Raw genomic sequence first — 23134 nt, 5'->3', positions numbered from 1 at the left:
GAAACTTGACGGCGAGGTAGCCCCGAAAGAAGTGAGCCCACCCCCCAAATCCACGATGACTCGCAACGTTCAGCCCTCCCCACTCCGGCCATGTCTGTGATATAGGCCCGGGCGATCGGCCCGTCACATGCGGAGCCTTAAACTCCAATTGTGAGAAAGGAGAAGACTCAACTGGCCACGGCGTCATGACCCAGCGCCCATCGCGCCACACTGTCCGGAAACATGCCTGGCCACAGCCCACATGGGCGTCCGATCCCGACAAGCCCGGCAGACCCGGCACTACCCCCCGGGGGCTCCCCTCCGAAGGCCGCCACCGCATGATCCCCCGTCGCCCCGGCTACCCAAAGCGCGGCGGCGCACACCGATTTGACGGCCCATCGGCGGTCGGCCATCCGCGCGCCCGCCGCAGCGGGCGTTAAGAACGCGTTAGGCAAACGCATCCACGGGCACGCCAACGGGGCCTCTCCCGAATGGAAACCAAAAACAATCCAGCGGCAATCCGACGGCAAAATTCCCTGTGAAAGTTCCCGGGACGCGACCGGCCCGCCCGACGTCCCGGCCGAGTTACCGGCGGAAGCCCCGCCGCACGGCCGGGAGCGTCGGCGCACCGGCGTGCCGGTCGCGCCCCATTGTTACGCCCGTGTTTCCGGGCCGCCGCGCGCTTTGGCGGCGCGAACGGGAGGAGCAACTCGCCTCCGGCACATGCGAACTCGGCCGAACGCCCGGCCGTCGCCACAAAGCCCCTTTTTTGTGCGCTGGGCCACACTCCGGCTTCACCGCCGCGGGCACCGGACCCACCGCCAGGGCGTGTCCGACGGGACGCCGCGCCGTCCCGTCGGGCAGGCCCTAGGGGACGGATAGGGGTGGAGGGCGCCACGGGCCACGGCTAGCCTCCGGCGGGAGGAATCACCGGTACGACAGTGACGCCAGCGGTCGTCGGCGACCCCGCCCTCCCCGGGCCCGACGCGCCCCGCAGTGCCACGACCCCACGGGCGGTCACCCGTGATCCTCCCGGAAACGCCTGCCGGCCAGGGCACGCCGATGTGACGCGCTCGCGTGGGACGCACGCGCGCAGACCCGTAGAGGACGACGATGGCGAAGAAGCAGACACCGAGCGCGCTCCGACCCGGAAGCGTGCCCCGATGACCGCGCCCGGCGCCTGCCCCGGCTCCGACGCCGAACGAGCCGCCGACGCGACGGTGTCCGAAGGCCTCGGCCACCTCGCTCCGGACGGGGTGCGGACCACCGTCACCGTGATCATCCCGACGTTCAACGAGGCGGACAACGTCGAGGAGTTGCTCACGCGGCTCGCGGCCGCCCTGCCCGGGCACCTGGACTGCGAGGCCCTGTTCGTCGACGACAGCACCGACGACACTCCGGCCGCGATCGAGCGCGCCGCCCTCACCTGCCCGTTCCCCGTGAACGTCATCCACAGGGAAACCCCGACGGGCGGCCTGAGCGGAGCCGTGGTGGAGGGCATGAAGGCCGCCGCTTCGGAGTGGCTCGTCGTCATGGACGCCGACCTCCAGCACCCGCCGTCGCTGCTGCCCGAGCTGATCGAGACGGGGCGCCGCACGGGGGCCGAACTCGTCGTCGCCAGCCGGTACGCGGGCGGCGGCAGCCACGCCGGGCTCTCCGGCCGCTACCGCGTCGCGGTCTCGCGCACCTCGACCCTGGTGACCAAGTCCCTCTTCCCCTCCGCGCTGCGCGGCATCAGCGACCCGATGAGCGGGTTCTTCGCGATCCGCCGCGCCACCGTGCACGCCCAGGCCGGCATCCTCAAGCCGCTGGGCTACAAGATCCTGCTCGAACTGGCCATCCGCTGCCGCCCGCGCACGGTCGCCGAGGTGCCCTTCTCCTTCCAGGAGCGGTACGCGGGCGAGTCGAAGTCGACCGTGCGCGAGGGCCTGCGCTTCCTGAACCACCTGGTGTCCCTGCGCACCGCGACCCCCGTGGCCCGCATCGTCGCCTTCGGCGTCATCGGCCTGACCGGCTTCGTGCCCAACCTCCTCGGCCTCGCCGGGCTCACGGCGATGGGGCTGCACTACCTCCCGGCCGAGATCGTGGCCAACCAGTTCGGCGTGCTGTGGAACTTCGTCCTCATCGACCTGCTGCTCTTCCGCGGCCGGCGCGAGCACCGCCACTGGGCCGACCGCCTCGGCCGCTTCGCGCTGCTCGCCAACGCCGATCTGCTGCTGCGCATCCCCCTCATCGCGCTGCTCGTCGACGGCGCGGACATGGCGGTCCTGCCCGCCACCGCGATCGCCCTCCTGACGACGTTCGTCGTGCGCTTCGTCGCCACCGAACTGCTCGTCTACCTGCCCGCGCGCGGCCGGAGCAAGGACCCGGACGGCTCGCGCGCCCGGGAGGAGAAAGAGGGCCGGGAAGACCAGGACCGCGAGAAGGAAGGCACGCCGTGAACGTCGGCGCACCGCGGGACGGCACGGGCCACGGCCACGCGCAGGACAGCGGGGCGCGCGGGGCGCCGCCGTCGCTCCTCGCGCGGATCGTCCCCGAGGACGTTCACTGCCGCGAGTGCACCCACGACCCGGAGGGCGTCGTCCTGCACCCCGACGAAGAGGCCCTGATCGCACGGTCGGTGGAGGCACGGCGGCGCGAGTTCACCACGGGCCGCCACTGCGCGCACCGCGCGCTCCAGGACCTGGGGCGGCCCGCCGCGGCCATCCTGCCCGACGTCAAGGGCTCGCCGCGCTGGCCCGCCGGTGTCGTCGGCAGCATCACGCACTGCGCGGGCTACCGCGGCGCCGCCGTCGCCCCGGCCGCGCGCGTCCGCTCGGTCGGCATCGACGCGACGCCCGGCGAGCCGCTGCCCGAGGGGGTCCTGGAGGCCGTGGCGCTGCCCGCGGAACAGGTGCGCGTACGGGCACATCTGGAGCGGTGGCCCGCGGTGCGCTGGGACCGGGTCCTGTTCAGCGCCAAGGAGAGCGTCTACAAGACCTGGTATCCGCTCACGCGCAGGCCGTTGGGGTTCGAGGAGGCCGACGTCACCTTCGGCCGGTCCGCGGATCCGGGGGCGGGCGAGTTCACCGCGCGGATCCTGCCGCCCGTACGGGACCTCGGCTTTCCCCAGGAGCTCACGGGCCGCTGGCTGGCGTGCGACGGCCTGGTCCTCACCGCGATCGCGCTGCGCCCCGGGGGCTGAGCGGCGGACGGGCGGCACACCGGCCCGGAGCGGCGGGTCCTTCCCTGGGGGAAAGGGAAGGAGTCGCCGCTCCGGCGACCGGCTCTGGCCGAAGAGCCCCGCGGCACGGCAAGCGGCTCTTCCGCTTTCCACAGTAGGGCGGCGCACCGGCGTCCGAGTACCCCTAGCCGCCCCTTACCAGGGCCCTTCGCGCGCGGTCAGCGCAGCAGCCGTCGGGCCAGCTCCTCGATGAGCGTGTCGACCGAGAACGGCGTGAGCAGCTCGGGCACCGTCAGGTCGTCGACGATCAGGCCGAGCATGGCGAGGTAGAGCAGGACGGCGCCGGTGCGGTCGCCGGGCAGGCCCGCGTCCAGGTGGAAGCCGATGTTGCCCTCCAGCTGGTCGGCCATGAACCGGCTCAGCTCGGCGTGGAGTTCGGGGCGGCGGGTGGCTTCCAGACGCATTTCGAGCAGGGCCAGATGGCTGCTGCGGTCGGCCCGCATCCGCTCGACCAGCTGCTTGAGGAGCGTGCTCACCAGCTCCGTGGAGGGCTTCTCGCGCATCGTGTCGGCGAGCGCGTCCTCCGCGGGCAGCAGGCGCTCCTGAATGCGCCGCATGACCTGGGCAAGGAGCTGCGCGCGGTCGGCGAAGTAGTTGCTCGCGGTGCCCTTGGGGACCTCCGCCTCCGCGTCGAGCGCGCGCAGCGTGAGACCGCGGGAGCCTTCGCGCGCGAGCACCTCGATCGCGGCGTCCAGGAGGGCGGTACGGCGGGCGGGGTTCTGCCTCATGACGTCTTCTCGATTCCCTTGACACCACTTCAAGTGAAGTACTACGTTCTAACCACTGCATGCAGAGTACATCACCCGATGTGCTCCGGGTGCACCGCGCGCGCTCCGCCCGGGGCCGTCCGCAGTCCGTCCGAGGTCGTGGCCAACGACCCCTTCTCACCTCCGGAGCCCGTATGCGCAAGCTCACCTACTTCATCGCGATGTCCCTCGACGGCCACATCGCCGGACCCGACGGCTCCGACCCCACCGGGCCCGACGGATTCTGGCCCGTGAGCGAGGACTACGTCCGGCTGCTCGCCGGGAAGTACCCCGAGACGCTCCCCGTCCACGCCAGGGCCGCGCTCGGCATCACCGCCGAGGGCACCCACTTCGACACGATGCTGGAGGGCCGCCACACGTATCAGAACGGCCTGGACGCCGGATTCACCGACTGCTATCCGCACCTGCGGCACCTCGTCTTCAGCCGGACCCTCACCGAGAGCCCCGACCCCAACGTCGAGCTCGTCGCCACCGACCCGGCCGAGCGGGTCCGCGCCCTCAAGCGCGAGCCCGGCAAGGGCCTGTGGCTCGTGGGCGGCGGCGAGCTCGCGGGCGCCCTGTACGCCGAGATCGACCGCCTCGTCATCAAGCTCGCCCCCCTCACGGTGGGCACGGGCATCCCCCTGTTCGGCGAGAAGGCCCCCTTCGCCCCCGCGCTCTGGGAGCGCACCGAGGTGGACGCCCTGGACAGCGGCACCGTGTTCCTGACGTACGAGAAGAAGACCGCGTAGCCCCCGGCACCTCACAACCCCGTGGACCCGCCCCCAAGAAGAGCGGGTCCACGGGGTTCGTGCGGGTGGCGGGGGCTATGCCGCCACACCCATGTCGTCCCCGGCCAGGAACTGCGTCCGGTACAGCTCCGCGTAGCGGCCGTCCAGCGCGAGCAGTTCCTCGTGCGTGCCCCGCTCCACGATCCGCCCCTCCTCGACCACGAGGATCTGATCGGCCGAGCGGACGGTCGACAGGCGGTGGGCGATGACCACGGCGGTGCGCCCGGACAGGGCCTCGGCGAGGGCCTCCTGGACGGCCGCCTCGGAGGTGTTGTCCAGGTGCGCGGTCGCCTCGTCGAGGATGACGACCCGCTGCCGGGCGAGCAGCAGGCGCGCGATGGTCATGCGCTGCCGCTCGCCGCCCGAGAGCCGGTAGCCGCGCTCGCCCACGACGGTGTCGAGCCCGTCGGGCAGCGACCGCACGAGGTCGTCGAGGCGGGCGCGGCGCAGCACGTCCCAGAGGTCGTCCTCGGCGGCGCCGGGCCGGGCGAGCAGCAGGTTCGCGCGGACCGACTCGTGGAAGAGGTGGCCGTCCTGGGTGACCATGCCGATGGTGTCGCGCAGCGAGTCGGCGGACAGGTCGCGCACGTCCACGCCCCCGACGCGCACGGTCCCCGCGTCGGCGTCGTACAGGCGCGGCAGGAGCTGCGCGATCGTGGACTTGCCCGCGCCGGAGGAGCCGACGAGCGCGACCGTCCGGCCGGGCTCGGCGCGGAAGGACAGGCCGTGCAGGACCTCGGCGCCACCGCGTCCGTCGAGGGACGCGACCTCCTCCAGGGAGGCGAGGGAGACCTTGTCGGCGGCGGGGTAGCCGAAGCGGACGTCGTCGAACTCGACGGCGACGGGGCCCTCGGGCACCCGCTCCGGGTCCGGCTTCTCGGCGATGAGCGGCTTCAGGTCGAGCACTTCGAAGACGCGCTCGAAGCTGACGAGGGCGCTCATCACCTCGACGCGGGCGCCCGCCAGAGCCGTCAGCGGCGCGTACAGACGGGTCAGGAGCAGGGCGAGCGAGACGACTGCGCCCGCCTCCAGGGAGCCTTCGAGCGCGAAGTACCCGCCGAGGCCGTAGACGAGGGCGAGCGCGAGGGCCGACACCAGGGTGAGGGCGGTGATGAACGCCGACTGGGCCATGGCCGTGCGCACCCCGATGTCCCGCACCCGCGCGGCCCGCTCGGCGAACTCCGCGGACTCGTCGGCGGGGCGCCCGAAGAGCTTGATGAGGGTCGCGCCGGGCGCCGAGAAGCGCTCGGTCATCCGGGTGCCCATGGCGGCGTTGTGGTGGGCGGCCTCCCGCTGGAGCCGGGCCATGCGGGTGCCCATGCGCCGCGCGGGCAGGACGAACACCGGCAGCAGGACGAGGGCGAGCAGCGTGATCTGCCAGGAGAGGGCGAGCATCACGCCGAGGGTCAGCAGCAGCGTGACGACGTTGGCGACGACACCCGAAAGGGTGTTGCTGAAGGCGCGTTGCGCCCCGATCACGTCGTTGTTGAGGCGGCTGACGAGCGCCCCGGTGCGGGTCCGCGTGAAGAACGCGACCGGCATGCGCTGCACGTGGTCGAAGACGGCCGTGCGCAGATCGAGGATCAGGCCTTCGCCGAGCGTCGCCGACAGCCACCGACTGAGGATGCCGAGGGCCGCCTCGGCGATCGCGATCACGGCGATGAACAGGGCGTAGCGGACGACGAGCGAGGAGTCGGCGCCGGAGACGATGGCGTCCACGACGTGCCCGGCGAGGATCGGAGTCGCCACGGCGAGCACCGCGGTGACGACGCTCAGGAGCACGAACTGCGTGATGCGGCGGCGGTGCGGGCGGGCGAAGACGGCGATGCGGCGCAGTGTCGCGCGGGCGAAGGGGCGGCGTTCCTGCTGGGCGTTCATGACGCTGTACATCTGCGTCCACGCCGTGGTTTCCATGCTCATGGGAGAAACCGTAGGACCTCAACCAATATTGAGGTCAAGGGCGTGCGGAAGCACTCGACTGCCCCTGCCGCCTCCCTTGACCCTCCTGTACCCGCCACGTACTTTCGCTTCAATTCTTGTGGCCACTCCCCCGCTTGCCCCCACTGTGACGTGAGAAGGCGAACACATGCGAGAGCTACGAAGGCGCACGCTGCTGTCCGGACTGTCCGTGGTGAGTGGTGCGGCCGTCGCGGGTGGCGCCCTGAGCGGCACGGTCGCCAGGGCCGCGCCCCGGCCCGGCCGCCGAGGCCGCGAGGTCGATGAGCTGCTCGGCCGTATGACGGTCGAAGAGAAGCTGGGGCAGCTCCAGCAGCTCGCGTGGGCGTGGGACACCGGGCCCGGCGGCGGCGCGACCAAGGACGTCGAGGACGCGGCGCGTGCGGGCCGCCTCGGCTCCGTCCTCTCCGTCTTCGGCGCGAAGACCACCAACGCGTTGCAGCGCATCGCCGTCGAGGAGTCCCGGCTCGGCGTTCCGCTGCTCTTCGGGCTCGACGTCATCCACGGCTTCTGGACGACGTTCCCGATCCCGCTGGCGCAGGCGGCGAGCTTCGACCCCGCGGTGGCGCGCACCGACGCGGAGGTCTCCGCCCGGGAGGCCCGTTCGAACGGCGTGCACTGGACGTTCTCGCCGATGATGGACGTCACGCACGAGCCGCGCTGGGGCCGCATCGCCGAGAGCTGCGGCGAGGACCCCTACCTCACGGCCGAGTTCGCCGCCGCCAAGGTCCGGGGCTACCAGGGCCGCGACTACGCGGCGAAGGACCGGATCGCCGCCTGCGCCAAGCACTTCGTCGCGTACGGCGGCGCCGAGGGCGGCCGCGACTACAACACGGTGGACGTGTCCGAGTCGCGGCTGCGCAATCTGTATCTGCCGCCGTTCAGGGCCGCCCTGGACGCGGGCGTGGCCACCGTCATGGCCTCCTTCAACACCGTCGGCGGCGTCCCCGCGCACGGCAACGCGCACACGCTCACGGACGTGCTCAGGAAGGAGTGGGGCTTCGACGGGTTCGTCGTCAGCGACTGGACCGGTGTGCAGGAGCTGATCGCGCACGGCTTCGCCGAGGACGGCGCGGCGGCGGCCCGGCTCGCGCTCACCGCGGGCGTCGACATGGAGATGGTCAGCACCACCCTGCGCGAGCACGGCAGGCAGCTGCTGCGCGAGGGCGGGATCAGTGAACACCGCCTGGACGACGCGGTGGCGCGCGTCCTGCGCCTGAAGTTCGCCCTCGGCCTCTTCGACGACCCTTACGTCAACGAGGCCGAGGGCGCGGCCGCCGCCGGGCCGACCCCCGCGACGCGCGCGGCGGCGCGGGCGACGGCCGCCCGCTGCCTGGTGCTCCTGAAGAACGAGGGGGCGACGCTGCCGCTGAAGAGCTCGGTGGCGTCCCTCGCCGTGGTCGGGCCGTTCGCCGACTCCGAGGACCTGCTCGGCACCTGGGTGGTCCCGGCCGCGGCGGAGAAGTACCCGTCGGTGAAGGTCCTCGACGCGCTCCGGCGGGCGGCGCCCGGAGCGAAGGTGACGTACGCCCTCGGGGTCGACGCCCGGGGCGAGGACACCGGCGGCATCCCGGCGGCGGTCGCGGCCGCGCGGGGCGCCGACGTGACGGTCGTCGTCGTGGGTGAGCCGCCCGCCCTGAGCGGGGAGGCCGCCGCGCGCGCCGACATCGGTCTGCCCGGCGCCCAGGAGAAGCTGATCGAGGCCGTCGCGGCGACGGGCAAGCCGTTCGTGGTGGTGCTCGTGAACGGCCGCCCGCTGACCGTCGGCGGCTGGCTGGCGAGCGCGCCCGCCGTCCTGGAGGCCTGGCACCCGGGCCTGGAGGCCGGGAACGCCATCGCCGACGTCCTGTTCGGGAAGGTCAACCCGGGCGGCAAGCTGCCCGTCTCCTTCCCCCGCGCGGTCGGACAGATCCCGGTCCACTACAACCACGAGTCGACGGGTCGTCCGTACGCCGCCGACAACAAGTACACCTCCAAGTATCTGGACCTGCCGCCGGGCCCGCAGTTCGCGTTCGGCCACGGGCTGAGCTACACGGCCTTCGCGATCGGCGAGCCGCGGCTCAGCCGCGCCGACGTGCCCGCCCGCGCGCTGGCCGCGGGCGACACCGTCGAGGTGTCCGTGACGGTCACCAACACCGGTGCGCGCGAGGGCGACGAGGTGGTGCAGCTGTACGTCCACGACCTCGCGGCGAGCATCGCGCAGCCGGTGCGCAGGCTGCGGGGCTTTCGCCGGGTGACGCTCGCCGCGGGCGCGGCACGGACCGTGCGCTTCCGGCTCGGCGCCCGCGACCTGGGGTTCTGGACGAACGCCCCGCGCGGCGAGTTCCTCGTCGAGCGGGGCGCGTTCGACGTCTACGTGGGCAACAGCTCCACGGCCGAGGGCAAGCGGCGGCTCACGGTGACCTGACCTCCGGGCGCGTCAGCCCAGCTCCAGGGTGGTGATCCCGAACACCTTCTCCCGCGCGAACTCCCGTACCGGACCGGTGTACATGCGGGCCGTCGCGAACGTCGGCTTCATGCCGCGGGCCTCGGCGAGGGCCACCGCGGGCGCGTGGGACTCGGGTACGTCGATCGAGACGAGCGCCCCGTCGAGACCGGCGGTCAGCGCGTCCAGGAGCGCTTCGGCGTCCGCGCGCGTGTCGGCGAACAGCGGCCCGATCCGTACGCCGTCACGCGCCGGGCGCACCACCCCGTACCCGGTGACGCGGCCGCCGTCGACGCGGGCGAGCGCGCGGTGTCCGGGCGTGCCCAGCCAGGAGGCTAGGAACCTAGGCCGGTCCGCGGGGTAGCAGGAGCTGTCGTACGCCAGCAGGGCCTCGTGCCCGACCTCCGCGGCGGGGCGCACGTGCGCGGACACCGGCCCGCCGACGGCCGCCGGGCCGACGTAGCGCATGGTGTCGTGGCGGTGTGCGAAGCCGGAGCGGCGGTAGTTGTCCTGCTGCGCCGGTACGCCGTCCAGGCCGACCGTGCGGTCCCCGGCGTGCGCGAGCGCGGCGCGCCAGGTGGCGATGCCGTGCCCCTGGCCGCGGGCGTCGGGGCGGACGAGGTAGAAGCCGAGGAACGCGTACGCCGGGCCGTAGTTGACCACGGAGACGGCCGACACCGGCTCGCCGTCGACGCGGCCGACGAAGAAGCCCTCCGGGTCCTGGGCGAAGAAGGACTCGGCGTCCCGCAGCCCGGGGTTCCAGCCCTCGTCCGCCGCCCAGCCGGTGACGACGCGCCAGTCGTCGGGCGTGGCGGTGGCGAGCGCGAGCCGGCCGGGGGCGTGCTGTTCGGGGGTGAGCTGGCCGGGGGCCGGGTTCTCCATCGCCGCACCTTCCTTGGACGGGTCGCACGCGGTACGCGTACGCGCAGCCCTCCCATCCTGCCCCGCGCGGGCCGCCGCCGATCGGCCCGATGGGCATCGCCCTCCTTGACGACCCCATCGATAGAGGTGCATGCTTACGTTAGAGCCTATAACTACAGCGCGACCATCACCCCTTCGGAAGAGGCTTCCTCATGGTCAAGACCACCGCACCCACCGCCACCGCCGTGGCCACGGCCACCGAGGTCGTCCTGCCCGGCGTCGTCGAGCCCGACGGGCTCACCGTGCGCCGCCGGCCCGCCCCCGCACCGGGTCCGGGCCGGGTGCTGCTCGCGATGGAGGCCACCGGCGTCTCCTTCGCCGAGCAGCAGATGCGCCGCGGCAAGTACTTCGACCAGCCGCCGTTCCCCTTCGTGCCGGGCTACGACCTGGTGGGGCGGGTGGTGGCCACCGGGCCCGGCGTCGACCCGGCGCTCGTCGGGGGCCGGTACGCCGCGCTGACCAAGACCGGCGGCTGGGCGAGCCACGTCGCGGTGGCCGCCGCCGACCTCGTGCCCGTACCGGAGTCCGTCGCCTCCGCGGACGCCGAGACGCTCGTGGTGAACGGCGTCACCGCCTGGCAGATGCTGCACCGCACCGCCCAGGTCCGGGCGGGCGACACCGTCGTGGTGCTCGGCGCGAACGGCGGCGTCGGCTCCACGCTCGCGCAGCTCGCCCGGATCGCGGGCGCCCGCGTCCTCGGCACCGCGTCGCCCCGCCACCACGACGCGCTGCGCAGGCTCGGCGTCACACCTGTCGACTACCGCGACCCCGAGCTGTACGCGCGCCTTCGCGGGCTCGCGCCGGACGGAGTGCGGGCGGTCTTCGACCACGTGGGCGGCGAGGGGATCGTGGAGTCGTTCCGGCTGCTCGCGCCCGGCGGCACCCTCGTGTCGTACGGCACGGCGTCCACCCGGGACGTGGCCGGGTCGTCGAAGGCCCCGGTCCTGAAGCTGTTCGCGCGCCTCGCGCTGTGGCAGGCACTGCCGAACTCCCGGCACGCGCACTTCTACAACATCTGGGCCGGGCGGCGCCGCGCCGACGCCTTCCGCGGGCGGCTGCGCACGGACCTGGAGCAGGTCTTCGCGCTCCTCGCCGACGGCAGCCTGACCGCCCAGGTCGCCGCGCGCGTCCCGCTGTCCCGGGCGGCCGAGGCCCTGCGCCTGGCCGAGTCCGGCACCGTCACGGGCAAGGTCGTCCTGGTCCCGGACGCGGCCGTGCCGCGGGGCGGCGATGCCTCCGGCACGTGACCGCCGCACGAGCGCACTTCGGGCCCGTCCACCGCCATTCCAGGCCGATTTCACCCCATCCCGCGCAGATTGTGCCCGCAGTACCCCGCCGGGGCCGCTCCCCGGGGAAGGTGGTCCCAGCACCCAACGGGACCACGGACACCGGGGAGGCAATGTGCGGCAGCACCATCCAGCACGAGCTCGCGCGCGCAAGCGGCGGCGCGGCCGGGAGGGCGAGGGCCCCACCCCGCCCCCCGGGCACGCACCGCCCGAACAGCTCCTCTTCGGGGGGCGGTTGCGCAGCGCGTGGGGATGGACCGTGCACGAGGGTGCGCAGCTGAGGACGTCGTTCTTCACCATCCTGCGGCAGATTCCCACGCTCATCGGGCACACCGCCGTCCTCGGCTGGCGGGCCGACCCGGTCGCCCTGGTGGTGGTCGCGGTGGCACAGCTGGGCCAGGCCGCCGCCACCGCGTTCGGCCTGCTCGCCACCAACCGCGTCCTGGTGTCCCTGTTCGCGGCGGGCCCGACGGCCGACCGGGTGCAGGACGCGCTGCCGTCCCTGCTGGGGGTCGCCGCCGCGAGCGCCCTCGCGGCGACGCTGCGGGCCGTGTCCTTCGCGGCCTCGGGCCGACTCGGCCCCAAGGTGGAGCGCATCGCGGCCCTCTCCATGCTCAAGCACGTCATCAGGGTCGAGATGGAGCACATGGAGCGCGCCGACTTCCACGCGGCCCTCGACTCCGGGCAGCACGGCCAGACCGCGGCGCGCCGCCTCATCGAGCACACCCTCGGCATCGTCGAGGCCGCGATGGCGCTCCTCGCCGTCAGCGGAGTCCTCGCCGTGCTGCACCCGGCGCTGCTTCCGCTGCTCGTCGCCGTGGTCGTGCCGAAGGCGTGGGGCACCGTCCGGGCGGCGCGCCGGACGTACGAGTCGGTGCAGGTGTGGCTGGAGCACGTGCGGCAACTGGGCGCCCTGCGCAGGCTGCTGATCTCGCAGGACGCGGCGCCCGAGCTGCGGGTGCACGGCGCGGGGCCCTTCCTCCTCGACCAGTTCGACAAGATGGCGGCCCAGGCCTCGGACGAGCAGACGCGCCTCGCGCAGCTGGAGGCCAGGACCGACCTCGGCACGTCGGCCCTGTCCGGACTGACGGCGGCGGCGACGTACGCCCTGCTCGCCTGGCTCCTGACGCACGGCCACATGCCGCTCGCCTCGGGGGCGACGGCCGTGCTCGCGCTGACCAGCGGCACGGCGGGGCTGCGGCGCCTGGTGACGAACATCCATCACCTCTACGAGCAGAGCCTGTTCATGACGGACCTCATCCGGGCCCGCGAGGAGGCCAGGCGGCGGGCCATCCCGGCCACGGGCGCGGCGGTGCCCGAACCGCCCGCCGAGATCACCTTCGACCGGGTGACGTTCCGCTACCCCGGCCGGGAGCGGAACGCGCTCGACGGCGTGTCCCTCACCGTCCGCAAGGGCCAGGTGATCGCCCTGGTCGGGGCGAACGGCTCCGGCAAGACGACCCTCAGCAAGCTCCTCGCGGGCCTGTACCTGCCGTCCGCGGGCACGGTCTCGTGGGACGGCGCCGATCTGCGCGCGCTGGCGCGCGACGACGTGTTCGGGCATGTGGCGCTGGTGCCGCAGGACTTCCAGCGGTGGCCGTTCACGGCCCGCGCGAACGTGGCGATCAGCCGCCCCGCCGAGTTCCACGACGCCACCCGCCTGGACGCGGCGGCCGCGTACGCCGACGCGCACCGCGTCCTCGACGAACTCCCGCACGGCTGGGACACCTTGTGCGAGAAGGGCTACGAGGGCGGCGTCGACCTCTCCGGCGGGCAGTGGCAGCGCATCGCCCTGGCCCGCGCCTACTTCCGGGACGCGGCCATCCTCATCTGCGACGAGCCCACCAGCAGCATGGACCCGGCCGCGGAGATCGACGCGTTCGACAAGATCCGCGCCCTGGCCTCGGCGGACCAGACGATCGTCCTGGTCACGCACCGGCTGCACAGCGTCAAGGAGGCCGACGTCATCTTCGTCCTCGCGGAGGGCAGACTCGTCGAGCACGGCGACTTCGCCACGCTCATGGCCACCGAGGGGCCGGGCGTCTTCCGGCGGCTGTTCGAGCTCCAGTCGCACCAGTACCGCACGGACCCGGTCGACGGCCCGGGGTGCCCGCAGGAACCGCTGCCCACGGGCACCCTGGACGGCGTGCCCGCGCAGCCGCGCAGGGACCGCGCGGCCAGGCCGGGCGGGGCCCCGGCTAGCGGCTCAGGCGGTTGAGCCGCAGGGCGAGTTGGAGCTCCAGGGCGCGGGCGGGGGTGTTCCAGTCGGCGCCGAGGAGCCGGGCCGTGCGCTCCAGGCGCTGCACGACGGTGTTCACGTGGACGTGCAGCACGTCCTTGGCGCGGGCCGGGCTCGCGCCCTGGTCGAAGTAGGCCTCCAGGGTGCGGACCAGGTCGGTGCCGCGCCGGGCGTCGTAGGCGAGGACGGGCCCGAGGACGCGCTCCACGTATCCGGCGACGTCCGTACGGTCGCCGAGCAGGACCCCGACGAAGCCGAGGTCCGGCAGGCTCGCGCCCTCGCCCGCGCGGCCGAGGGCGGTCAGGGCCCGCAGACAGCGCTGGGCCTCGGCGTGGGCTGCGGGCAGCCGCGCGGGTCCGGTGGCGGGGCCCGCGGCGCCGACGGTCACCGGGGCGCCGAGTGCCTCGCCGAGTTCGGCGGCGAGGCGCTCGGCGAGCGGGCCCGGTGCGGCGGTGGGGGCGAGCAGTACGACGTGGCCTCCCTGCGGGCCCGCGAGGCCGCGCAGGGTGCGGGCGTGGCGTATCGCGCGGGCGGCCAGACGGGCGCGCAGGTCCGGTTCGCCGTGCAGGACGAGCACGGCGGTGGGCTCGGTGAGGTCCACGCCGAGGCGGCGGGCGCGCAGGGCGAGCCGTTCGGCGCGGCGCGGGTCACTGGTGTGCGCGGCGGTGAGCAGGTCGTCGAGGAGTTCGCCGCGCACCCGGTCCTCGGCCTCGGCCACCGTGCGGCGCAGCAGGAGCAGCAGTGCCGTGTCGAGGCTGGCGCGCTCGAACAGGCGCCGGTCGCTGTCGGTCAGGTCGGGGCGACCGCCGAGCGCGATGCTGCCGAGGAGTTCGGGCCCGGCGAGCACGGCGGAGACCCAGACCCCGTCGACGTGCACGGCGCGGCCGCCGGAGCGGGACGCGGCGACGCCGCGGGCGGGCGCGGCCGGCGCGGCGGCGCCCACGCGGGCCAGTTCGGTGCCGTCGGCGTCCTGGACGACCAGACCGCCGTCGAGGAGCGCGGCGATCTCTTCGGCGACGTCGGCCACGTCGCCGCCGCGCAGCACGATGTCGGTGAGCCGGTCGTGGGTCTCGGCGGCGCGGCGCAGCGCCTGGCTCTGCGCGTGCGCGGTGGCCGTCGCGGCGTTCAGCTCCACGAGCGCGGCGCGGGTCTCCTCCAGGAGGCGGGCGCCGTCGATGGCCACGGCGGCGTGGTCGGCGAGCGAGGCGAGCAGCGCGATCTGGTCGGGGGTGAAGTCGCGGGGGCTGCGATCGGCGGCGTACAGGACGCCGATGACGCGGCTGCCCACCCGCAGCGGCACGCCGAGGATGCCGCGCAGGCCCTCCTCGCCGACGCCCGTGTCGATGGCGCGGGTGTGCTGGAAGCGGGTGTCGACGCGGTAGTCGGCGCTGGCGTAGGGCCGGGCGGTCTGGGCGACGAGCCCGCCGAGGCCCTCGCCCATGCCGAGCCGCAGCTGCTGGAAGGTCGCGGAGGCGCAGCCGTCGGTGACGCGCATGAACGTGTCGCCCGCGGCCGTGTCGTTGAGGGTCAGATACGCGACGTCGGTGCGCAGCAGCAGCCGTGCCCTGCGCACGATGGCGCGGAGCACCGCGTCCAGGTCGGTGAGGGCGGCCAGGTCGCCCGCGGTGTCGAAGAGCGCGGACAGCTCGGCCTCGCGGCGGCGGTGCTGGTCGAGGGTGCGGCGGACGGCGAGGGCCGCGTCGGCGGCCTCCTCGATCAGGGCGAGCTGCGCCCGGTCCGCCCCGGCCGCCCGGGCCGCGGCCGCCGGGCGGGCGAACTGCTCGGCCGGGGCGTGCCGGCCGAGCAGGCCGATGAGTTCCCGCAGGGCCGCGGCGGCGGTGCCGTCCGGGGCGGGGGCGGTGCGGGTGCCGGGGCGGGCGTGGGCTGATGCCATGGGGCGGCTGCCTTCCGACGTGCGGTGGGTCTCCACGACCTCGGCGGCGGGTCGCTTCAGGAGGGGTCGCCGGAGCGTACCGGCGTGGGCGCGTCCGCGGGCCGCCCGCGCGCGTCCGGCTCTGCCCGCGGGCCCGGCCGCCCGGACCCGTCCGGTTCTCCCGGTGCGTCCGTCTCCCCCGGCGCGTGGGAATCCGTCGGCACGTCCGGGTCTGCCGGTACGTCCGGGTCTGCCGGTACGTCCGTCTGCGCGCGGCCGAGGTCCCGTCCCCGGGTCTCGCGGGCGAGGACCACCGTCACGGTGGTGACCACGGCGGCCAGGCACAGGTACAGCGCGACGGGCGCCGACGAGTCGTACTCCTTCAGGAGTTCCACCGCGATGATCGGGGCGAGCGCGCCCGCGACGATGGAGGCGAGCTGCGAGCCCATCGAGGCGCCGGAGTAGCGCACCCTGGTGTCGAACATCTCGGAGATGAACGCGGCCTGCGGCCCGTACATGGCGCCGTGCAGGAGCAGTCCCACGGTCACGGCCGCCGCGATCACGGCGAACGACTCGGAGTCGACGAGCGCGAAGAAGGCGAAGGCCCACAGCGCCATGCCCACCGACCCGATGAGCGTCACCGGCCGCCGTCCGATCCGGTCGGACAGCGCGCCCCAGGCGGGGATGGCGGCGAAGTGCACGGTGGAGCCGATGAGGACGGCGTTCAGGGCGGTGGACTTGGGCAGGTCCAGGTGCTTGGTGACGTAGACGAGCACGAAGGAGGTGAGGACGTAGTACGAGATGTTCTCGCCGAAGCGGGTGCCGATGGCGGTGAGGACCTGCCGCCAGTTGGTGCGGAACACCTCGACGACGGGCGTCTCCTCCTTGGCCCCGCGCGCGGCGGCGGCCTCGGCCTTGGCGCGCGCTTCGAGGAACAGCGGGGACTCGCTGACGGAGATGCGGATCCACAGGCCGACCATCACCAGGACGCCGGACAGCAGGAACGGGACGCGCCAGCCCCAGGATTCGAAGGCGGCCTCGGACTGCACGGCGGCGAGCAGCGCGAGCACACCGGTGGCGAGCAGATTGCCGCCCGGGGCGCCCGACTGCGGCCAGGCCGCCCAGAACCCGCGGTGCGCGGCGCCCCCGTGCTCGGAGACGAGCAGGATGGCGCCGCCCCACTCGCCGCCGAGCGCGAAGCCCTGCACGAGCCGCAACACGGTGAGCAGGACGGGGGCGCCGACCCCGATGGCCGAGTACGTGGGCAGCAGGCCCATGGCGAAGGTGGCGCCGCCCATCAGGAGCAGGCTCAGGACGAGCAGCTTCTTGCGCCCCACCTTGTCGCCGAAGTGCCCGAACACGACGCCGCCGAGCGGCCGGGCGAGGAAGCCGATGGCGTACGTGATGAAGGCGAGGAGCGTGCCGGTGAGCGGGTCGGCGGTGGGGAAGAACAGGTCGTTGAACACGAGCGCGGCGGCGGAGCCGTAGAGGAAGAAGTCGTACCACTCGATGGTGGTGCCGACCAGGCTTGCGGCGACGACGCGGGGCAGGCTCGTGCGCGGGGGCGGGGTGCTGGGCAGGGAGGCCATGGCGCCACTTCCAGGTGTTCGACGGGGACGGGTCCGGGCGGGTGGTGCGGGGCGCTGGGGTGCGGGGGGGGGCGGGGGGGGCGGGGGGTGCGTTCGGTCAGGTCGCGGTCCAGCCGCCGTCCAGCGGCAGGGAGGTCCCGGTGACGAAGCCGGAGTGCGGGCCGCACAGCCACAGGACGGCCGCGGCGACCTCCTCGGGTTCGATGAGCCGCTTCATCGGGGAGCGGGCCAGGAGCACGTCGCTGACCACGGCGTCGTCGCTGACGCGGTGCGCGGCGGCCTGGTCCTGGATCTGGCCCTCGACGAGGGGGGTGCGGACGTAGCCGGGGCTGACGCAGTTGCTGGTGACGCCGTACGGGGCGCCCTCGACGGCGGCGACCTTGCTGAGTCCCTCGAGGCCGTGCTTGGCGGCGACGTAGGCGCTCTTGAAGGCGCTCGCGCGCCCGCCGTGGACGCTGGAGATGTGGACGGCCCGGCCCCAGCGCCGCGCGTACATGTGCGGCAGGGTCTGCCGCAGGAGCAGGAACGGGGCGGTGACCATGACCTGTTGGATGAGCGTGAACCGCGCGGGCGGGAAGTCGGTGAGCGGGGCGACGTGCTGGAGCCCGGCGCTGTTCACGAGGACGTCGACGGCGGTGGGCAGCGCCGCGATCGCCTCCGCGTCGGCGAGGTCCGCGGTGTGCGCGTGGCCGCCGACGGCGTCGGCGACGGCCTTCGCGGCGGCCGCGTCGATGTCCACGACGTGCGTGTCGGCGCCCGCCGCCGCGAGGGCCGTCGCGCAGGCGCGGCCGATGCCGCTGCCGCCGCCGGTGACGAGGGCGGTGCGGCCGCGCAGGTCCACGGCCGCCGCCGCGGCCCGGCGGTCGGTGGAGTCGGGGTGAGGTCCGCTGGTCATAGCCGGAAACCTAGGGTCGGCGCGGAGGCTCGCCCACGGGGTCGGCCACCACAGTCACCACCGGGCCTGTGGTGGCCGACTCCATGCGTACGTCCGCGGCCGCGGGGCCCGGGTCAGGTGTCGAGGCCCCAGGCGCGGCCGAGGCGGTGGGCCGCGCAGAGGCCGACGTCCAGGAGGTTGGCCCCGGCCGTGCCGCACTGCTCGCCGCCCGTGCCGGGGTCGACGGGCTGGCCGTGCCCCATCCCGGTGATGCTGTACGTCTCCACGGCGGGGGCGCCGTCCGGCCTCCGGAAGACCTGGTGCGGATAGCCCGCGACGGTGTCGGTGACGTCGGCGATCCGGTCGGCCCCGTGCACGTCGGTCCACTGCTCCATGAGGTCGGTCATGTTGACGGCGTTCACCTTCTGGTCGGCGGTGCCGTGCAACACGGTGAGCGGGGGCCAGGGGCCGGCGTAGCCGGGCCGCGCGGCCCGTACCCGGTCGCCCCACTGCTGCGGGCCGAGCCCGCCGCCGGAGCTCATGCACACCCAGGGCGAGGCGGCGGCCTGGGCGCAGCCGTAGGGGAGTCCCGCGACGACGCCGCCCGCCGCGAACCGCTCCGGATACGCGGCCATCATCACCGAGGTCATCGCGCCGCCCGCGGAGAGCCCGGTGACGTACACGCGCCGGGAGTCGCCCGCGACGTCGGCGAGGTGCCGGTCGACCATCTGCGCGACGGACGCGGCCTCGCCCTGGCCGCGCGCGGTGTCGGTGGTCTGGAACCAGTTGAAGCACGAGGAGATGTTGTTGACGGGCTGCTGCTGCGGCAGCACGAGGGAGAACCCCCACCGGTCGGCGAGTTCGGTCCAGCCGCTGCCGGTGCCGTATCCGGCGGCGTTCTGGGTGCACCCGTGCAGCACGACGACCACGGGCCGTCCCGCGGGCAGCCCGTCGGGGACGTAGCGGAACATCCGCAGCAGGCCCGGGTTGGTGCCGAATCCGGTGACTTCCTTGAGGGCCGCGGCACCGCCGCGCTGCGGCGCGGCGACGGCGGGTGAGACGCCCGGCAGCAGGGCCAGGACGAGGAGGAGGACGGCGGCCAGGGCGGCTGCGCCGGCCCGGCGGCGGTCGTGCGGTGCGGCTCGGGTCTCGGTCATACGCGCGGACTGTAGGAGCGGGAGGGGGCCCGGACCATGGGGCCCGGGACCACAACTCGTGCGCGGGGGGTGGGGGTTGGCGCGGGAGGGTGGAGTAGAGGTCGGTACGGGGCGGGGATCGCAGGCGCGCTCGGCGGGGGGGCGCGGGCGCGCTCGGCGGGGGGTTCGCGGGCGCGCTCCTGGGAAGGAAGAGTCGCAGTGTCAGCTCCGTACCACCGGAACACTCCTGAAAGGCGGCCCCCATGACCGACCTCGACTCCCCCGCCCCGCGGTTCCACCTGGCCATGCCGGTCGACGACCTGGAGGCCGCCCGGCGCTTCTACGGCGGCGTGCTCGGTCTGGAGGAGGGCCGCAGCTCGGACGCCTGGGTCGACTGGAACCTGCACGGGCACCAGTTCGTCACGCACCTCGCGCCGGAGCGCGCGCCCCGCATACACAACCCGGTCGACGGTCACGACGTGCCGGTGCCGCACTTCGGCCTGCTCCTGACCGTCCCGGCGTTCCACGCGCTGGCCGAGCGGCTGCGCGCGGCGGGCACCGACTTCGTGATCGAGCCCTACGTCCGCTTCGAGGGGCAGAAGGGCGAGCAGTGGACGATGTTCCTGCTCGACCCGGCAGGGAACGCCCTGGAGTTCAAGGCGTTCGCGGACGACTCGCAGGTCTTCGCCGTGTGACGGGACGCCGCACGCCGGATCCCGTCACGCGCCGCGTCGGATCCTGTCGCGCGCCGCGTCGGATCCCGTCACGCGCAGCGTCGGCTGCCCCGGATCAGCCGTTCCGGGGCAGCCGTGGCGGATCAGCGGTGGCCGATCAGCTCTCGCGGATCAATGGTTGCGGATCAACCGTCGCGGATCAGCCGTTGCGGCCCATCGCCTTGTTGATCCAGCCCGCGTAGGCGGGGGCGCTGGTGTAGAGCCCCGGGCCCTCGGTGCAGGGCACGCCCGGGGCGCCGGGGCCGGAGGTGACGCCGATGAGCTCCCAGCGTCCGTGCCGGTCGCGCTGGATCTGCGGGCCGCCGGAGTCGCCGTTGCAGGCCATGGCCTTGGGCACCTGGCTGATCGTGCACAGGCGGGTCTTGTCCGCGTAGCCCGGCGCGCACTCGGAGACCGCCCCCCTGCGCGTGTCGAGCTCCTGGAGCCGGTTCGGGAAGACCCACTTGGTGGGGTCGGGGCCTTCGACGACGGTGCCGAAGCCCAGGAGCCGCGTCGGCGTACCGGGCTTGCCCGGCTTGTCGGCGATGCGGATCGGCTTCTCCGCGACCGAGCGGTCCAGGCGGATCAGGGCGACGTCGTTGCGGTTGGGACCCGCGCCCTCGCCGTTCTTGTAGCCCGGGTGGGACACCGTCTTCGCGACGTTGCGGACCGTGCCTCCGGACTTCTTCCACTCGCTGCCGACCCGGACGGTGCCGTCCAGGGTCACCAGCGTCGGGTCCACGCAGTGGGCGGCCGTGAGCACCCACTTCGAGTCGATCAGGGATCCCCCGCAGACGCCCTTGAAGGTGGGGTCGTCCACGCCCGTCACCGGGATCGACACCATGGACGGGTAACGCTGCGTGGAGTCCTTGCCGTTGACGATGGCTTCGGCGCTGCCGGACATCATGGCGGCGCACGCCGCTCCGGCCAGGGCCACCGCTGCGGTGCGCGCCACGGTGCGGCGCGAGGACTTGAGGCTGAACACAGGGTCTCCTAGTGGTCGAACATCACGAACTGCGGTCGAGATGCCGCGGCGTTCGGTCGAACAGTGCGACGTGCTCAGCTTCCGCGATCAAGTGGAACTGATCCATCCGGCCAGCGGGCCCATGTGGAGTCGGGTCCTCCGGCCCCCGCGAGGTCGGGCCACCCGGCCGACGCGAGGTAGGGAGAACCCCCCTACGGCACGTTCCGCTATTCCCAGAGAATTCCGTAGATTCCCGGCGTCGGATTGAATTCGATGTACTGGAAGTGCCCCTGGGCCTCGCCGCCGGACAGCTCGCGCAGGATCTTCTGCGCGGAGCTCTCGGATTCCTGGAAGAAGGCCCGGCAGCGCGCCGGTCGGTAACCGTCGTCGAAGACGGCCTCCAGGACCACGTCCCGCGTTCCCCGATGGGCGCGAATCTTGGTGAATCGGTCCGTCTGCCGCGGTGGAAAGGCGATGCCGAACTCCGTCAGGGCCAGGCCCCCCGCGCGCAGCGGCGGGTCGAGCAGGAACTCGAAGGCGCTCACGCCCGACTCCGGGTCCCCGCGGAAGCGGCCCAGGCGGCACCCCCGGGTCAGCCGCACGCGCGGGGCCTGCGGCAGCCGGGCGTAGCGCGTCACGTAGATCATCCGGGTCGCGCCCGCGGAGCCCCCGGCCAGGACGCGGCTGACGTGCATCACCAGCTCCTGGCCCGCTGCCCCGATGTGCGTGCGGACGCGGTACGACAGCGGCCGGGGCACGGCCAGGTCGATCCAGTCGGCGTCGAGCTTGGTCAGGGTGCGCTGCACGGCGTCGGCCTGGTCGCCCCACTGGCCGCGCAGGGCGGCCGCCGTCTCGGCCGCCACCGGGGGCCGCCCGCGCGGCCTGCGCGGGGGCAGCGCGGCGCGCAGCCGCCCGGGCGGCAGGGCGAGGACCTCTTCCAGGACGGTGACGGCGGCGAGCGAGGCGGCCCTTTCGGGGCGGCTCTGCCCGGTCTGCCACGCGCTGAGCGTGCTGGTGCTGACCGGTGTTCCCCGCGTCCGCAATTCCCTGGCGAGCTGGTCCAGACTAAGCCCGCGCGCGGCGAGGGCATTCCCGAGAGTCCGGCTGAATTCCATGGCGCCGCATGCTATCCCCGGCCCGTCCGGAGTTATCCAGTCCGGTGCGGGATATTCCTGGGCGCTTTCCGGCGGCCGTGGTTCCTTACCGGGCAGCGGCTTCTTCCGGAGCCTCTTCCCCCACCTGTCCCGGGCTTGCTCGCGGACTGTCCCGGGCTTCCTCACGGGCTGTCCCGAGCGTGCTCCCGGGCTTCCTCGCGGGCGTCATCGGCGCAGCGAGCCCGCGCATCCCCCACGGAGGACCTCTGATGAACCACGTGAAACCCGTCCCCAGAGTCGTGTGGAGCACCGTGCTCGGCGTCGTCGCGGTGGCCGGGCTCGGCGGCGGCCTCGCCGTCTCGGCCCCGCTCCACCCCGACGGCGAGGACGCGGGGCGCGAGACGTCCGCCGCCGTCACCGTCGCGGTCGCGGGTGACATCTGCGGCTCCGCCTGCGACCAGACCGCGCCGCTCATCACGAAGATGAACCCGCAGGCGCTGCTGACCGCGGGCGACAACGCGTACGACGCCGGATCGGCCTCGGACTACCGCCAGCGGTACGCCCCGTACTGGGGCGGGTTCAACGGAATCGTGCACCCGTCGCCCGGCAACCACGAGTACAAGACCAGCGGCGCCAAGGGCTACTTCGACTACTTCAGCGGCAACGGCGTCACGGTCGGCGAGCGCGGCAAGGGCTACTACAGCTTCGACGTCGGCGACTGGCACCTGGTCGCGCTCAACTCCAACCTCGGCTCGTCCGCCGACACCGCCCAGCGCCAGTGGCTGGACAAGGACCTGTCCGCCGCCACCAAGCCGTGCACGCTGGCCTACTGGCACCACCCCCGGTTCTCGTCCGGCGACCACGGCGACCAGAGCCGGATGTCGAGCCACTACAAGATCCTCACGGACCACCGGGCGGACGTGGTGGTGAACGGGCACGACCACCACTACGAGCGGTTCGCGCCCGCGATGGCCGACGGCAGGAAGGACACGGCGAACGGCCTGCGCCAGTTCGTCATCGGCACCGGCGGCCGCGCCCTCTACTCCAAGACCAGCACGTCGAAGGGCCCCTCCGAGGTCTTCCACAACCGCACCTTCGGCGTGGGGCAGTTCGATCTGTCGGCGACCGGCTACACCTTCACCTTCCGCCCCGTCGACGGGCGCACCTTCACCGACTCCGTGTCCGGCACGTGCCACCCCAAGGGGCCGTCGGGAGCGGCGCGCTGACGTCGCCGTCCCCGACCGGGCGGATCCGGCGGCTCCGGTCCGCCCGCCGAGGGGCGCGGTCACCCCCACGCCACCGCGCCCCTCCGCTCTCCCCCAGCT

General features: G+C 73.7%; 17 protein-coding genes. 8 read left to right on the top strand and 9 right to left on the bottom strand.

Annotation, left to right across the window (positions count from 1 at the left end; all coding sequences use genetic code 11):
- Positions 1 to 1142: 1142 nt before the first annotated feature.
- Entirely contained in the window at positions 1143 to 2420 is a 1278-nt protein-coding gene (locus tag C9F11_RS34255) for a glycosyltransferase family 2 protein (protein ID WP_138963049.1), read from the top strand.
- On the top strand, positions 2417 to 3163 hold the full coding sequence (locus C9F11_RS34250; protein ID WP_249401989.1) for a 4'-phosphopantetheinyl transferase superfamily protein: 747 nt from the start codon (positions 2417 to 2419) through the stop codon (positions 3161 to 3163). Before C9F11_RS34255 ends, C9F11_RS34250 begins: the two co-directional genes overlap by 4 nt.
- A 197-nt stretch (positions 3164 to 3360) precedes the next feature.
- Here C9F11_RS34250 and C9F11_RS34245 read toward each other — a convergent pair whose 3' ends face one another.
- Positions 3361 to 3930, bottom strand: a complete 570-nt coding sequence (locus tag C9F11_RS34245; protein ID WP_138963047.1) for a TetR family transcriptional regulator — start codon at positions 3928 to 3930, stop codon at positions 3361 to 3363.
- Between the two features lie 173 nt (positions 3931 to 4103).
- Between C9F11_RS34245 and C9F11_RS34240 the strand changes: the two genes are divergently transcribed.
- On the top strand, positions 4104 to 4700 hold the full coding sequence (locus tag C9F11_RS34240) for a dihydrofolate reductase family protein (protein WP_138963045.1): 597 nt from the start codon (positions 4104 to 4106) through the stop codon (positions 4698 to 4700).
- A gap of 75 nt (positions 4701 to 4775) precedes the next feature.
- Here C9F11_RS34240 and C9F11_RS34235 read toward each other — a convergent pair whose 3' ends face one another.
- Positions 4776 to 6659 (bottom strand): ABC transporter ATP-binding protein, encoded by a 1884-nt coding sequence (locus C9F11_RS34235; protein WP_171075915.1) that lies wholly within the window; start codon positions 6657 to 6659, stop codon positions 4776 to 4778.
- Between the two features lie 166 nt (positions 6660 to 6825).
- Between C9F11_RS34235 and bglX the strand changes: the two genes are divergently transcribed.
- Positions 6826 to 9102, top strand: a complete 2277-nt coding sequence (gene bglX / locus C9F11_RS34230; protein ID WP_138963043.1) for a beta-glucosidase BglX — start codon at positions 6826 to 6828, stop codon at positions 9100 to 9102.
- Positions 9103 to 9114: 12 nt separating this feature from the next.
- On the opposite strand, the gene C9F11_RS34225 is transcribed toward bglX, so the two are convergent.
- Positions 9115 to 10002: a GNAT family N-acetyltransferase gene (locus C9F11_RS34225; protein WP_138963041.1), complete on the bottom strand. Its 888-nt coding sequence runs from the start codon at positions 10000 to 10002 to the stop codon at positions 9115 to 9117.
- A 191-nt stretch (positions 10003 to 10193) separates the two neighbouring features.
- Between C9F11_RS34225 and C9F11_RS34220 the strand changes: the two genes are divergently transcribed.
- On the top strand, positions 10194 to 11288 hold the full coding sequence (locus C9F11_RS34220; protein ID WP_138963039.1) for a medium chain dehydrogenase/reductase family protein: 1095 nt from the start codon (positions 10194 to 10196) through the stop codon (positions 11286 to 11288).
- 298 nt (positions 11289 to 11586) lie between these two features.
- Positions 11587 to 13545, top strand: coding sequence for an ATP-binding cassette domain-containing protein (locus C9F11_RS34215; RefSeq protein WP_249401988.1), 1959 nt, complete (start codon positions 11587 to 11589; stop codon positions 13543 to 13545).
- On the opposite strand, the gene C9F11_RS34210 is transcribed toward C9F11_RS34215, so the two are convergent.
- From C9F11_RS34210 to C9F11_RS34195, 4 genes are all read right to left on the bottom strand, one after another.
- Positions 13526 to 15460, bottom strand: a complete 1935-nt coding sequence (locus C9F11_RS34210; RefSeq protein WP_138963035.1) for a GAF domain-containing protein — start codon at positions 15458 to 15460, stop codon at positions 13526 to 13528. The genes C9F11_RS34215 and C9F11_RS34210 overlap by 20 nt on opposite strands.
- A gap of 56 nt (positions 15461 to 15516) precedes the next feature.
- Entirely contained in the window at positions 15517 to 17028 is a 1512-nt protein-coding gene (locus C9F11_RS34205; RefSeq protein ID WP_138963033.1) for an MFS transporter, read from the bottom strand.
- A 97-nt stretch (positions 17029 to 17125) separates the two neighbouring features.
- Positions 17126 to 17923 carry a 3-hydroxybutyrate dehydrogenase gene (locus C9F11_RS34200; RefSeq protein WP_138963031.1) on the bottom strand — a complete coding sequence of 266 codons (798 nt, stop codon included), beginning with the start codon at positions 17921 to 17923 and terminating at the stop codon, positions 17126 to 17128.
- A gap of 113 nt (positions 17924 to 18036) precedes the next feature.
- Entirely contained in the window at positions 18037 to 19059 is a 1023-nt protein-coding gene (locus C9F11_RS34195; RefSeq protein ID WP_138963029.1) for a PHB depolymerase family esterase, read from the bottom strand.
- Positions 19060 to 19301: 242 nt separating this feature from the next.
- Between C9F11_RS34195 and C9F11_RS34190 the strand changes: the two genes are divergently transcribed.
- On the top strand, positions 19302 to 19733 hold the full coding sequence (locus tag C9F11_RS34190) for a VOC family protein (RefSeq protein ID WP_138963027.1): 432 nt from the start codon (positions 19302 to 19304) through the stop codon (positions 19731 to 19733).
- A gap of 178 nt (positions 19734 to 19911) precedes the next feature.
- On the opposite strand, the gene C9F11_RS34185 is transcribed toward C9F11_RS34190, so the two are convergent.
- Together C9F11_RS34185 and C9F11_RS34180 are read right to left on the bottom strand one after the other, a co-directional pair.
- A complete protein-coding gene (locus C9F11_RS34185; RefSeq protein ID WP_138963025.1) occupies positions 19912 to 20736 on the bottom strand; it encodes a serine protease in 825 nt (274 codons plus the stop codon).
- A gap of 206 nt (positions 20737 to 20942) precedes the next feature.
- Positions 20943 to 21830, bottom strand: coding sequence for an XRE family transcriptional regulator (locus tag C9F11_RS34180; RefSeq protein ID WP_138963023.1), 888 nt, complete (start codon positions 21828 to 21830; stop codon positions 20943 to 20945).
- A gap of 248 nt (positions 21831 to 22078) precedes the next feature.
- Between C9F11_RS34180 and C9F11_RS34175 the strand changes: the two genes are divergently transcribed.
- A complete protein-coding gene (locus C9F11_RS34175; RefSeq protein ID WP_212767849.1) occupies positions 22079 to 23035 on the top strand; it encodes a metallophosphoesterase in 957 nt (318 codons plus the stop codon).
- Positions 23036 to 23134: the final 99 nt, after the last annotated feature.

This window comes from Streptomyces sp. YIM 121038, from assembly GCF_006088715.1.
In the GTDB taxonomy this organism is placed as follows: domain Bacteria; phylum Actinomycetota; class Actinomycetes; order Streptomycetales; family Streptomycetaceae; genus Streptomyces.
The sequence above is the reverse complement of the archived record's forward strand: the minus strand, read 5'-3'. Positions and strand labels throughout refer to the sequence as shown.